Consider the following 13,726-nt stretch of genomic DNA (forward strand, 5'->3'; position numbering starts at 1 on the left):
GAATCAGTGACACCTTGCTTGTCAATTTTGTTATTGAAAATCGGCTGATATTTTTGATTCCGTTGAGTTCAAAAAAGTCCGTTATATCAAGGTTATTGAGTCAGGCAAAATGAACTGAGTTCGTAAAAAAAATTACTTCCGGGAGTAATTATGTGAACTAGTGAGAAGTTGATGGTCTGTTATAATGAAAATGAGTGGTACAGTATGATACAGAAATAAAGGCCGGATCAACTGTATCTTTTTCATTAATAAAGTAATAATAACTAGACGTGATATAGAAAAGTAAATGCTTTACAATTGTGAGAGAAAAACTTGAATATGGGATTATTTATATTAACAGCGTAAATAGGTTAGATTAGGTGGGGATTTGTAGTGAGAAAGCTAAAAAGAAATATTAAAAAATGCAAGCATTGTCATGATGTTATTGAATCAAAATGTGAGCTGATTATAAAGTATGCATGTGTGGAAAGGTTTCAATTGACGGTGGATTAGTGTATGCTAAACGTTCCTTTCCAGACATTCCCCTAATCTTCATTTTGATGATTTGTCAGAATACGAATAATCTGTTGACCTTAATAAGAAGTTTTAAATTATTACTGTTCAAATTAGAAAGGGCAATTTGGATTTTAATTAGGATATTATTGTTATTCTTTCTGCTAAATCATTCATAATCCGAAAACAAGAAATATAGTTAATTACTTTACTAATCCTATATAAACGGGTGGGATTATATGCAAAGAAAATTTGTAGAAGAACAAATTAGAGAATCAAAAAAATTTCTAAAAGAACAGTTCGTCATTGTAAAGATAGGAATATTTGGATCTTATGCTCGAAATGAACAACAAGATTCAAGTGATATTGATATACTAATAGAGTTAGGTAAATCCAATGATTAGAATTCATGGATATAAAATATTTCTTAGAAGACCTATTTGGTATTCCTGTTGATTTAGTGACAACAAATGCTTTAAAGACTGAATTACGAGATCAGATATTAAAAGAGGTTATATATCTTTGAAATGACTACTCTTTTCATTTTTTACATTTTATACCAAAATAATAAATGACAGCACCATATATCAGCCAATAATCAAGTGCAAGCGAACTTGAAATTTGCACATATTAATTTGGAGTAGGTGTAATATGAATAATAAGCAGGACAGAAAAAATCTGATTCGGGAAATTGCAAACAAAGCATTTGATAAAAATGGTGGAGCATTGAAAAAGATGGCAAAAGCATCAACAGATGGTTTTGAATCTTTTAGAAAAGATCAAAATTTCGAAAAAATAAATGGACCCGAAGGGAAGATTGAATCGATTAAGAAGTTAAGCCAAGCTATTGGAAAGATTACAGATACTGACTTGATTGAATTTGAGGAAATGAGAGAATCAGTACATGAAAAAGCTGCTCAAGAAATTTTTAATGAGGAAATTAAAAGAAATAACGACTTAAATCAGGGTAAGCAATAGAAACTATTACTCGGTTAGTTAGTTGCGGAATAGGAAACGATAGTGTGTGATAACACCAGTTCACAATAATCGCCTATTGTTTCTATAGTGCTTATTAAAGAAAAATGGCTAAAGTAAAGCTTTTCACGTATAAGATTTAACAAACAGACTAATAGATTATCTCTTGTAGAGACGTGCACTTTATTTGGAGAGGCGGGCATGATAGCCTGTTTTGGCTGAGCCAGAATCTTTGATACACCTGGCTTCATGGCTTATAATCATGCCCGCAGAGGCTCCAAGTAAAGTGACAAATTGCCTGTACTTACTTCCAGTAGAGTGATCTACCATATTTGAGAATAACTTCAAAATGATTTATTCACTTAATAAAGTACTACACGCATTCTTCAACGTTATATTCAATCATGCAAGTTATAAATACAAAGTCTGTGAAATAATGTACTTAAAGTGACAGTCTGGTTTATAGAGAAAAATGTTAAGCTTTGTTGAACAAACGGGCCATTTTCTTGAATAAGAGGTGTAATTAGTTGTTTGGAGAGGTAAAGTTTTAGTGCCTCAGTGATTGCCCCCGTGGTAAATTCAAAATATTGTCAAAATCATATAACAAAACAATTTACAAACATTTGTAAAATAATATAAAATGAAGTAAAGAAAGGTAAGGGGATAATATGGCAAATATTTGGAATTATGTTCAGTTCACTGATTCTGAACGACCAAAATATACCCGCTATGAGCTTGCAAAAATGGTCCTTGAAAAGAGAAACCAATTAGGTCTGAAAACTGAAGAATTAGCCGAAAAAGTTGGTATAGAACCAAGGCTACTAACCAGTATTGAAGTAGCATCTCGTTCTTTTAATGTGCTAATGTACAAGGCAATTAGTAAAATCCTTGATATGACAACAGATGAACTTGTCATGAAAGATAAGGATAATTTAGCTTCCATTAGTTTTAGAACAAACGACTTGAATAGTGAAATAGAAGAAACCGTTAAAATAGCTAATTTATTGTTTGACGAGATGGTCATGCAAGAAAAGATTGGTGTGCGGTAATACGAGGTGGTTTTTTGTCTATAGGTAAGCTTACAGCATCAGATAAAAAAGAGCTATATCGTTCTGTAATCCCAATTGCAGCCGAGTTTCGAAAAAAGTATCTTGATGAGGAACAGCCAATTCAGGACACTTTCCAAACTTTGGAGCAATTGGGATATTTTATTGTGAAATTTCCGACAGATGACCAGTTATCTGGTTTTCATATTAATAAAAGTGGGATCAATTGCGTGTTTGTTAATAGTTCGCACAGGCTAGGGAGACAGCATTTTTCGGCTTGGCACGAATGTTATCATGCCTATACAGGTGAAGGTGGAGGGATTAGTTTATTATCTGATCTTGAATATGACGCAATCGAGTATAAAGCAGAGTCATTTGCAGGATGTATTCTAATGCCAGAAAAAGCCGTGAGGCGTTATGTCCGTCGATATCGAATTGACCTACGCTTTCCAAGGTACGAACAGCTTATCCGAATGCAACATTATTTTAGAGTAAGCTACGGAGCGTTATTAACCAGACTTACTCAAGTCTTTCCTGAATACAAAGATTCTATCGCACGAAGATTCGCCCTTGGAAGTAAAAGCCGAGAGGCTGACCTACTAAGTCAAACCAACCAATTCATTGGTGATGATTCTTTAATTTGCCCAACAAATGATTTTTATGTATCACCAAAACTCTATGAAAATATTGAGTTTAACCTATCGCAAGGTCGTATTTCCATTGAAAAAGCAGAATCGATCTTAGCATTAATAGAAAGCATAAAAAACAAGTATGAAGCCTGATTTTTCTCAATACCCAATATGTGATACCAATATTTGGGTTAACGTGTGTTTGGGCAACATACTACCTGAATTTTTTTGGACTTATGATAAAATTGTTGTTGCGGATGTTGTTGAAAATGAAATAAGTAAGTGGAACAAAAGTGATAAATTTTCTTTTATCTCCACAAAATTTGATGATTATAAAATCAATAGTTCCATTTTAGTCATTGAGCATGATGTACATATTATTGAGGAAGACAGACCACTTATAGAAAAAATGATGTTCGACATTGGTTTCTCCCATGGTTTTCAAATAGCGGAACCTGACAAAGGGGAATTTGTTTCTGCTATATATGCGGATTACTTTGGAATTCCTTTTATGAAAACTGATGATAAAGCCTTTAAAGATGGTGGTAGAGGAAAGCAAGAATTCCCTGATTTATTGGTCAAAGATTGGTATACTGTCTTAAACGAAATTATTACCGATCATGGAAGAAGGATAAAAGTAAATACCTTGGTTGAACAAGAACGTAAAAGAATGGATGCAAACAATAAAAAGGCAAAAGATGAAAAGAAATTGGATGATATGTTAGCACTTTTAGCCTCTAAATATAGTAAGAATTCAAGATAAACCGAGTTAAACTCGGTTTATTTTTTTCAAAATGGCATCTTTTACGAGCAAATTTTGGATAATTTGAGGTGGCTAAAAAACCAAAACTCTATATTCCGAAATATCAATAACCGAAAATAAGCATGTTTTTTATACTTCTATGAAGGATTGTTAAGACAGTCCTTTTTTACAAAGAACAAGAATGAATATCGCGATAAAATTTACTAGGTATTTTAAAAGAAGATTATAAAAACACAGGACAAGGCAATTTGAAACCTACGATTGAAGGTACCTATTCAACAAAAGGGAGCAATTATCGAAAGATGATTGCGTCCATTTCATGTTTTGGCCAGATGTGGAGAAAGAGTTCGTGAATTGGATTGGTATCACATTTAAGTTTTTTGGGATTAATCGGAGTGAACCATACATAAATATATGAGGTTTTTAAAAGCTATAGCAATTTTCGAAAGTGAAATAAACGATTTGATAGCTAGTATAGGACCACTATAAGCTCGAATAAGACAATTGCAAACTATCCAAGGCTCAATACAGAGGTAATTGAAGAATTACAATTAGGAGTGGGAGAGTCATCATTAGATGGTTATCTCGCTCCTTTATCGGTTTTGTTGGCTTTTAAAAATGAATAAAAGTAATTCTAGTAAATTTAATTATATTTAATGAATCTATAATGATATTATATAAGTGGGTAATTTTTCCTATACCATTAAGTGTAAATTAGATTCAACTATTTAAATCAGAAATCTGTATTGAATACTGTATGTTTTGATTCTAAGTAGTGCAATATGAATTAGGTATTTGAGAGGCGGGAGAAATATGATCCTGTTTGATACTGTGGAATACGATTGTTTTTTTAATCCGCTATGTTGTAAAAATAAAAGGATATATTATGAATGCATTTTACAGCTCATTGAAAAGTCAAAGTCCGTTCCGCTTCTTTATGAAACGGATGCCAGAGACATTTTGATTTTGTGTCTTCGTAACTATTCTTACACGATGGAAGAGGAAGATAACACTGGGAATGCTGATGAGAATATTAGCAGCAAGAAATCAGAAACTGAAAATGCCAGCGCAATTCTAAGATATTTCAGATATTGTGGTTGGATTTCAGAGCGTGAGATTGGAAGAAATGGTGACAATATTGCTACTGTTACGCCTTATTGTAGGAAGATGATTGATTCGATAGAGAGAATCTTTAATCGTGATACCAGTGCGGCTTTAACTAACCACATTTTCTCCATTTATGATATTCTGCATTCTGCATTTATAGATCATGGCAGAACTCATAGACCATATTCCAATATTCTGGTGCCGGTAACGGATAGTGTTTCAGACTTAAAAAATGAACTGTTGGTGCTTAAAGATAGCATTAGGTCTATTATGCGCATAATTACAAAAATGACAGAGACCAATGAATTAGGACAGTTCCTTATCAAAGATGAAATGATGGAGTCTTTCTTTAATGATTATTTTTTCATAAAGAAGGATGGTTTAATACCCGGATATATTTCTGAAATTGAAAAAATGCTTAGACATATTACCAATACGGAAGTCTATGGAAATATGATTAAGGAATATCAGAAAACAAATAACGCTACCGAAGTCGCAGCTCGTGAAATAGTAGATAGCCAGCTTTCTGAAGTGCAAGGTTTTATTAGCTACGATTATGTCAAAGAGATAGATTACATAGATAAGAAAATTAATAACTATTACAGCTTGTACTCTACTAGAATCCTTATGGTCTTAAGTAATAATGTAAATATGCAGACATATTTAAATGACTTGCTGATGACAATTAAGGATTTTGATCCAAATGAAAAGAAGGATATTATTGATTCTATTTCCAAGTGTTTTGGCTTGCAGTCATACAAATATGTTGGAAGAAAATCAATTGAACGTCGAAAGAAACGCAAACCGAATACAAAGAGTGGAGCTATTATTACCAGTTCATTATCAGATGAAGAAAAAGCAAGACTTACTAAGGAATTGTTATACGAATATCCGGACAGGTACAGCGTGAAGCAAGCAATAAGTTACTTTGATAACTTACTTGAAGGTAAGGCAAGTTTAATACCGGATGAGACGTTGGTCAAAACCAGAGATGATGCCATGATGGTAGCAGCTTGTATTATATATTCTGGGACTGGAGATTTTCCGTATGAGGTTGAATTCTTGGAAGGAACTATAGAAACAGAAGTTGCAACTATAAGCAATATACGAATTAAGAGGAAGAATTAAATGAGTGATATCAAATTAAACATTTCTGTAAAAGAAGAAAATAACATATTGTTCAAGCGTTGCATTCGTAAGTTGTTGGATTCAACGTTCATCGTTGGTGACAAGGAAGAGAAACTGTATGCATTTATATCAAGAGAATCAAATAGACAGGATGTTTCAGATTACTTGCGTATGATTGGATTTGATGTATTAGTAGATACAAATGTAAGAATTGCAATGCTTAAGCCTCATGAGGCTGATGAAGAAGCAGTAGGATTAAAACGAGCAAATGTTGTGACTTTCACAACAGAGCAATACCATCTGCTGCTTGTGCTTTGGGAAGTATATCTGGAGAACCTGGGATATAGTGATGAGAATGTTGTAATGCGTGGTGATTTTATTGATAAAGTCAAAGCATATGAAGTAGACATGGATAGTAAAAAGTTATCAGCAGCTATGAAGATTTTTAAGAAATATGATCTGGTTGATTATGATCCAAAGGATAAGTCGGAAGATGCTATTATCACATTGTATCCGTCATTGCAGTTTGGTTGGGATGTTGCACAATTCCAGACAGTTTCTGCGGAATACATGAAGAACAACCAGCTAGAAGATGACCTAGAAGAACAGAATTCAGATAGTGATGAAGATGAGGAGGATGTGGAATGATCAGATTGAAATCAATTCGATTGATCAACTGGTATGGATTTAGCCGGATTACTGTACCCATAGGCTTCTTCACTTTAATTGCGGGTAAGAATGGAAATGGTAAATCAGTTTTGTTGGATGCCATAAAATATGCATTGTACGGGGATACAGTATTTAATAAGTCTACAGAGAATAAAGGAAGCAGAACGGTGACTTCGTATACACGAGGTTTGCTTGATGCCACTGCAGCCACCTTTATGAGACCTGCAGACCAGATGCCAAATGTATATACACATATTGTGCTTGAAATGGCGGAGGTGGAGCTTGGAAAGAGTTTTATCCTTGGAACAGTAATAGATACAGACTCTGGTAATGGATTTGTAACCAGAAGATATGTATTAGAGAATGAGAAACTTGAGAACATCGCTCATACATACGAAGATAACGGACAGATCATTCCATATAGTACATCAGAATTGCAGAAAGTTCTGGGTGTAAAAATGATGGATGTAAAAGAGGGCGTACTCAAATTCATGCAGCGAACCGGACTTCGCTTGAATGAGCAGCAGTTAGCATCTTTCCGAAGAAAACTTCGTAGCATTATGTTCTATGATCCAAATGCTAAGATTGATCAGTTTATCAGAGAAAGTGTATTAGAGGAAAAGAAGGTTGATTTCTCAAAGCTGGTAGAAGCCAAAAATAATATTGATAATTTGAATAAGAATTTTGCTACTATTGCCGCTGAAATTGAAGAACTTAGCAATATAATCAAGCTTTTTGACGGCTTGCAGAATGCTAGAAATGTCATCCTTGCGGATGATGTAAAGATTGCATATAAAAGATTCTTGAAATGCAAAAAAGACATCGAAGAAGCTACAAGAAAAATGGACATTGCTAATAGACAGATTGCGGAAGATGAAAAAAAGCTTGAAGCAATTGCTGCCCGTGAAAAAGAACTTCGTGTAGCTTACAATAAAGCGAAAGATAATTTGAATTCTATGGACTGTGCAAAAGCAATTGAAGAAGCTGAGCAGGCTTTGCAGAATGCACAGGCTGAAAAAGAGAAACTTGAAAATGAAAAGAACGCTCTTATTGAATTCCAGACAAGAGTATGTGAACTGTTATCCTGGTTTTATGAAGAAAACCAGGCAATTGAACAGCAGGATGTATTGTCTTCATTAACTTTGGATAATTTCTCAAAGATTCAAAAAGAAAGCAGTGTTGATTATCTTTTAAAGGAAATCAAAGATCATAGAGATGAGATCTTAGCTGAAATAACCAGAGTTAAGGATAAATTAACAGAAAATAGAAAGCAACAATCAAAGTGGCAACAGGTTATTAATGATTGTAATTCTAAGAAGACAACATTTTCAGAAATACCTGATTATGTCGCATTAAAGAATGAGATTAACAGAGAATTTGAAAAAAGAGGCATAACATTTAAAGCTTGTTTTGCATGTGAGTATGTTATCGGTTTGACAGATGAGTCATGGCGAGATGCAATTGAAAGCTATCTTGGGAGACGGAGATATACTATTTTGGTTGAGCCGGAGTATTATGACATTGCAGATGATGTGCTTAATGTATCGAAAAACAGGTATGCGCATTTATTCAATACAAAGCTTTTAATGAAAAAAGAGATAACACCTGAAGAGGATTCAGTTGTTCAATTTATTGAAGTAAAGAATCCGGTTGCAAAGCAATATTTTGATTACCAGCTTGGGCGTTTTCATGCAACTACAAAGGACAAGGTTAAGAATTACGAGAACGCTATATCAAAAGATGGCAGAGTATCCGTTGCTATGGATAGTTTCTTCCAGCGCTTCGATAAAATAGGGTTTTACTGTTTAGGACAGGAAACTATTGAGCTAAACAGAATAAAAGCTACAAAAGCATTGGAAGCATTAACTGCTGAATACAAGGAATCTCATGAGCGATTGCAGCAGGAAGAATCAAAGAAGTCATATCTAGAAACAGCTATGGAGTTTTTTGGTGAGAATAATTTCGATGCTTGCAGATTGTATGATGAAGTATTAATGGATTGTGCAAAAAAACAGGATGAATTAGAACGTTTGAAAGACGCTCAAAAGAATAACCAAGAGTATATGGAACTTGCTGAGCAAGTATCTAGACTCGAGCAGAATCTTGAGGCTGTGAATAGAGAACAGAATGCAGTTCGTGACGACAAATCTGCTATGCTGACGGAATATGGGATAAACAAAAACAGGCTGAATGAAAAGAATGAGAGTATCACAAGTATAGAGAGTAATTTGAAAGAATTAGAAATGACTAATAATGTAGTATATGCAAAGGCTATTGACGATTACGAAAAGCATATTGCAAATGGTCCAGGCAGTGCTGGTGGCATATTGAAGGATAGAGCGCGTTCAGAACGTTCTCTTAGAGAAGCAGACGAGAAGCTTAAAGGAGCTCAAGCTTCATATAATGCTACTAGAGCTGCAGATAATCGTTTACCATTGTCTGATAAATCCAGAGCTGAATATGAGTCAAGAAAATCTAGAATCTGGATGGATGATTTGCAGGAGATACAGCAGAAGTTAAAAGAACAAACCAGACGATATGAAGAAATATTTAAGAATGAGTTTGTGCTTACTGTGTTGAAGTCCTGTGAAGCAGCAAGAGATGATTTGAAGTTAATAAATGCGGAATTAGCAAGACTGAAATTTAAGTCGAAATATGCATTTGATGTTAAGTACGTTAAGGATGGTTCTGATTATGGAAAAATCCTTGAATATGCTAGTTACTTAAAAGAACGAGAGGAACTCGGAACTACATCAAGTCAGATGACTTTTGATGCTATGACATCATATTCAGATGATAAGGGAGAAGAGCTGGAAAAGGAGATACGGAAGATTATTAACCGAATTGTTGGGAGTAACGATAAGGATCAGATTGAGCATTATGCAGATTATCGTAATTATATGACATACGAAATCTTACTTACAAATGATGTTCTTAAGTCAGCGAAGCTTTCAAAACAGTCTGGTTATAATTCTGGTGCTGAAGTTCAGATTCCATATATGCTTATTTTGTTATCGGCATTGTTAATGATTTACAATGATAAGCTTAACTCAACAAGACTTGTATTTATCGATGAGCCATTTGCAAAAATGGATCCAACTAATGTCAAAATCATGCTTGGATTTATGAAAGAGCAGAATCTTCAGATGATTTTCTGTGCTCCGGATAAGACAGAGCTGATTGGTAATGAATGTGAAGTTGTTTTACCTGTTCTTAGAACCCAGGTAGATTTGATGGAAATAGGAATTGTTGAAATGCACGAGGGAGTGTAGTGATGGAATACGAAGAGAAAATCCTCACATATTTAGTTTATAATTATCGGAAGAGTAAGAAAGATTATGGAGATAACAAAACTAATAGAAGAACACAGGTTAAACCTGAAAAATTATATAAAAAGTATAATGCTAATGATGGTGATTTCGAAGAAATATCCAGATTGAATCAAGCGGTAAATGAGTTGATGGAGAAAGGCTTTGCTTATAGCACCACAGAAACCTTTGGAACTCAAATACAGAGTATTTATCTTGTTGATGAAAGAATTCGCGATGTTGAGAAATACCTATGTGATAAGTATGGTTATGTTACAAAGGATATGCAGATTGAGCAGTTACAATTGCTGGTTGATTGTTACAAAAATGCTTCTCCTATATGTGAAAAAGAAAGTGCACTATTATTGAAGAGCATTGATAATAGAAAAATTCCAAAGAATTATGAAGAACTTAATGATGTTTTCAAAGCAATTTCGTTCATAGAAAATAACCAGACTGATTTATATATCAGAGAAGTGTCAATGAAAGTTTATGGTGATTCAAAGTTCTTTGAGAATGTAACAATGCAACAGGTGTGTACTTTGTTACGCAAGTATTCAGATAGAACTATTGAAGAAAATGAGCTGATTGATGAAATTCTGGTGGATTATCACATTTATAAAGAGCCTCAGAAACTTTGTATTAAAGGAAATGTGGTGATAACCATTTCTGACAAAGATGTGGATATTAGCGGTTTTTCTGAAGGAATAGAAATCATGGCTTCGGATCTTGCGAATGTTCAATCTGTAAAAATATGTGCTTCGAAGTTTATGACGATTGAGAATAGAACATCATTCTTGAGATACAAAGATGATGATACTGTCACCTTTTATCTTGGAGGATATGCTAACAGATATCAGCGTGAATTTATAAAAATGATTCATGACACAAATCTAGATACAAAGTATATGCACTTTGGAGACATTGATGCAGGTGGTTTCTGGATACATCATAATTTATGTGAGATTACAGGAATTGATTTTGCTTTGTTTTATATGTCTTCTGATGAACTTAAGAATGAAGAGTATGAGTCATGCTTGCATGGCCTTACAGATAATGATATAGCCAGACTTAAAGAATTAAAAGAGATGGATTTATATGCGTATACAGTTAATTACATGTTAGAAAATAATGTGAAATTGGAGCAGGAAATTATTAGTTTGAATTTGATGAATCGGAAGTTAAGGGTGTAGCGTAATTAATAAAAATATAAAGGTAGGATTCTATTAATTTATTCTTTAGGCAAATCTACTACATCTTCAAATAATATTATATATGCCACCCTCAGCACTCATGGCATATGGTATGTGGGAACATAGCTACACCTAACCTATTTAAATGTTATGAAAATTTACGGGAAGTTTGAAATGAATTCTTGTTCTTATTTTGTTTAACCACTACTGCACCGTACACCGATACTATTCAGCAGACAAGTTGAAGAGCTAATAATAAAACGTCGATTTCTTACTATTAAAAAAGAGCCATTTCTTTGTGATCTTTAAAATTTTAATAGTTTGGCTTGGGAACAATAGCCCACTATTGTTTCACTTAGAAAAAAAAACAATTGGAGGGGAATCATTTTTTCGTTCGACAGCTTTAGGTGCTGGTTTGAAGAATCATCATAAAAACAAAAATAAAACCGCAATTATTAGCGGCTCTAACAAAATTAGTTATTTATGATTCGTTTTTTCCTTAATCGAACTTCCTATCAGATTAAAGGTATTAAAGCACTTTAAATTTACTTTTCTAAAAGATAGATAAAATACATCTATTTCATTATTAGTTCGTTAATTCCTAAAGATTGTGCCAATTGTTCTTGAGCATCAGAAACTTCTTTTGATTTCGGTAGGTACCTTAGTGTTGTAGCGAGTCTATTATGCCTTAATTGTCTTTTAATTGTCATTAAATCAACACCTACGTTCAATAATAGAGTTGCCATCGAATGTCTGAAAATATGGGGTGTAACTCTTTTATTGATATTTGCATAAGAACAAATTTTATCTATTATTCCTTGAAGTGATTCTGCTGAAAGAGTCCTCCCCTTATTAAAGAAAACCTCTTTATCTTTGCCTTGGCTCCATTCTAACCAGATAGGATGGGTAAGGTACATCTCCAATTGGTTTGATAGACTAGAAGTCATATAGACAGTCTTTACACTTGTTTTATTACCTTTATCAATCAATATTGTCTTCTTTTCAAAGTCAATTTGTGATGCTGTCATTTTCCTTAATTCTTGGTTTCTGGATCGGCTACACTTAGTTAGACAGAAATTTTAAGGTCAAGTAGAATTAACTATACTAATCAGTTATGAGGAGAATCTACATGACAAAAAAAGTACGTCGAACGTTTACCGAAGAATTTAAGGAACAGATCGTGCAACTATATCAGAATGGAAAGCCTCGCAAAGACATTATTCGCGAATATGAATTAACCCCTTCTTCACTAGATAAGTGGATTAATCAAAGTAAGTCCTCCGGTTCCTTCAAAGAAAAGGATAACCTCAGCCCCGAACAGAAAGAGCTGCAGGAACTTAGGAAACGTAATAAGCAATTAGAGATGGAGAATGATATTTTAAAGCAAGCCGCGCTGATACTAGGACGAAAGTAAATGTGATTAAGAACAACCAGCACAAATACTCGATATCAGCAATGTGCAAGGTCCTACAACTCCCAAGAAGTACGTATTATTATGAAGCAAAAGAACGAAAGAATGAAGATGATATAACTTCAGACATCGTTGAAATTTTCCATCAAAGCCGCCAAAATTATGGTGCAAGAAAGATAAAGCACGAGCTAAAGAAACGAGGGAAATTGGTTTCCCGTCGTCGTATCGGCAGGATTATGAACGAACAAGGGCTTGTTTCAGCTTATACCGTGGCTCAATTCAAACCACATAAGAATAAACCAAATGAAAGTGAACAAGCAAATGAGTTAAATCGTGAATTTACTCAAGAGGATGAGTTGACCGTCGTGGTCAGTGACCTAACCTATGTAAGAGTCCATAAAAAATGGAATTACATATGTGTATTTGTTGATCTCTATAATCGGGAAATCGTTGGATTTAGCACAGGTGAGAACAAAGATGCTTTACTAGTTTATCGTGCTCTATCGTCAATTAAAGGGAATTTGCATATGATTCAAATGTTCCATACTGACAGAGGAAGCGAGTTTAAGAACCAGATCATTGATGAAGCACTAGAAACGTTTAAAATCAAGCGATCTCTAAGTTTGAAAGGCTGTCCGTATGATAACGCAGTAGCTGAAGCAACATTCAAAATCATTAAGACAGAGTTCGTAAAGAAACGTCATTTTGATAGCTTAGAAGAGTTACACAGAGAGTTTACAGACTATGTGCACTGGTTTAACCACCTACGCATCCATGGTACTTTAGATTATCTAAGTCCAGTGGAATACAAACTTACGCACCTTAAGAAAACTGTCTAGTTTAGTGTTGACAATCCATTCATCAATAGCGAACAGTTCACATGACTGTTCGCTATTGAAATTTAGGTGGGTGTCTTTTCAATTAAATTTTGGGGTAATTTAGAGTTGACAACTAAACAAGAGTGAAAAGCATAAAGTAAATAATGGAAGAAGCTTAAAACTATGA

10 protein-coding genes and 2 pseudogenes are annotated in these 13,726 nt (G+C 34.1%); 11 read left to right on the plus strand and 1 reads right to left on the minus strand.

What is annotated here, in order from left to right:
* Positions 1 to 452: 452 nt before the first annotated feature.
* From ACNQFZ_RS19840 to ACNQFZ_RS19885, 10 genes and pseudogenes are all read left to right on the plus strand, one after another.
* Positions 453 to 671 (plus strand): annotated as a pseudogene (locus ACNQFZ_RS19840) (DUF7695 domain-containing protein); the annotation flags it as partial.
* A 60-nt stretch (positions 672 to 731) separates the two neighbouring features.
* Positions 732 to 896 (plus strand): nucleotidyltransferase family protein, encoded by a 165-nt coding sequence (locus tag ACNQFZ_RS19845; RefSeq protein WP_458413026.1) that lies wholly within the window; start codon positions 732 to 734, stop codon positions 894 to 896.
* 247 nt (positions 897 to 1,143) lie between these two features.
* The gene (locus ACNQFZ_RS19850) at positions 1,144 to 1,470 is read left to right on the plus strand and encodes a hypothetical protein (protein ID WP_458413027.1); all 327 of its coding nucleotides are present in this window, start codon (positions 1,144 to 1,146) and stop codon (positions 1,468 to 1,470) included.
* Positions 1,471 to 2,135: 665 nt separating this feature from the next.
* Complete coding sequence (locus tag ACNQFZ_RS19855) at positions 2,136 to 2,516, plus strand: helix-turn-helix domain-containing protein (protein WP_458413028.1); 381 nt, start codon at positions 2,136 to 2,138, stop codon at positions 2,514 to 2,516.
* A gap of 14 nt (positions 2,517 to 2,530) precedes the next feature.
* On the plus strand, positions 2,531 to 3,295 hold the full coding sequence (locus tag ACNQFZ_RS19860) for an ImmA/IrrE family metallo-endopeptidase (RefSeq protein ID WP_458413029.1): 765 nt from the start codon (positions 2,531 to 2,533) through the stop codon (positions 3,293 to 3,295).
* Positions 3,296 to 3,344: 49 nt separating this feature from the next.
* Positions 3,345 to 3,905 carry a hypothetical protein gene (locus ACNQFZ_RS19865; protein ID WP_458413030.1) on the plus strand — a complete coding sequence of 187 codons (561 nt, stop codon included), beginning with the start codon at positions 3,345 to 3,347 and terminating at the stop codon, positions 3,903 to 3,905.
* Positions 3,906 to 4,718: 813 nt separating this feature from the next.
* A complete protein-coding gene (locus tag ACNQFZ_RS19870; protein ID WP_458413031.1) occupies positions 4,719 to 6,140 on the plus strand; it encodes a Wadjet anti-phage system protein JetA family protein in 1,422 nt (473 codons plus the stop codon).
* A 48-nt stretch (positions 6,141 to 6,188) separates the two neighbouring features.
* Entirely contained in the window at positions 6,189 to 6,788 is a 600-nt protein-coding gene (locus tag ACNQFZ_RS19875) for a DUF4194 domain-containing protein (RefSeq protein WP_458413032.1), read from the plus strand.
* Complete coding sequence (locus ACNQFZ_RS19880) at positions 6,785 to 10,081, plus strand: SbcC/MukB-like Walker B domain-containing protein (protein ID WP_458413033.1); 3,297 nt, start codon at positions 6,785 to 6,787, stop codon at positions 10,079 to 10,081. Before ACNQFZ_RS19875 ends, ACNQFZ_RS19880 begins: the two co-directional genes overlap by 4 nt.
* Before the next feature lie 2 nt (positions 10,082 to 10,083).
* Entirely contained in the window at positions 10,084 to 11,310 is a 1,227-nt protein-coding gene (locus tag ACNQFZ_RS19885; protein WP_458413034.1) for a Wadjet anti-phage system protein JetD domain-containing protein, read from the plus strand.
* A 575-nt stretch (positions 11,311 to 11,885) separates the two neighbouring features.
* Here ACNQFZ_RS19885 and ACNQFZ_RS19890 read toward each other — a convergent pair.
* A pseudogene (locus ACNQFZ_RS19890) lies at positions 11,886 to 12,347 on the minus strand (tyrosine-type recombinase/integrase); the annotation flags it as partial.
* A 92-nt stretch (positions 12,348 to 12,439) separates the two neighbouring features.
* Here ACNQFZ_RS19890 and ACNQFZ_RS19895 point away from each other — a divergent pair.
* Positions 12,440 to 13,560, plus strand: a protein-coding gene (locus ACNQFZ_RS19895; RefSeq protein WP_458411554.1) for an IS3 family transposase whose coding sequence is annotated in 2 segments (ribosomal slippage) — positions 12,440 to 12,689 and positions 12,689 to 13,560 — 1,122 coding nt in all. Because the reading frame shifts where the segments join, the coding sequence is not laid out codon by codon here.
* The last annotated feature ends 166 nt before the right edge of the window (positions 13,561 to 13,726 follow it).

The sequence above is a fragment of the Schinkia acidoalkalinis genome (assembly GCF_054301215.1).

Bases quoted from the DNA above. Each gene is read 5' to 3' on its own strand.
- ACNQFZ_RS19855 (WP_458413028.1), top strand. From the start codon at position 2,136: ATGGCAAATATTTGGAATTATGTTCAGTTCACTGATTCTGAACGACCA.
- ACNQFZ_RS19850 (WP_458413027.1), top strand. From the start codon at position 1,144: ATGAATAATAAGCAGGACAGAAAAAATCTGATTCGGGAAATTGCAAAC.
- ACNQFZ_RS19870 (WP_458413031.1), top strand. From the start codon at position 4,719: ATGATCCTGTTTGATACTGTGGAATACGATTGTTTTTTTAATCCGCTA.
- ACNQFZ_RS19885 (WP_458413034.1), top strand. From the start codon at position 10,084: ATGGAATACGAAGAGAAAATCCTCACATATTTAGTTTATAATTATCGG.
- ACNQFZ_RS19845 (WP_458413026.1), top strand. From the start codon at position 732: ATGCAAAGAAAATTTGTAGAAGAACAAATTAGAGAATCAAAAAAATTT.
- ACNQFZ_RS19880 (WP_458413033.1), top strand. From the start codon at position 6,785: ATGATCAGATTGAAATCAATTCGATTGATCAACTGGTATGGATTTAGC.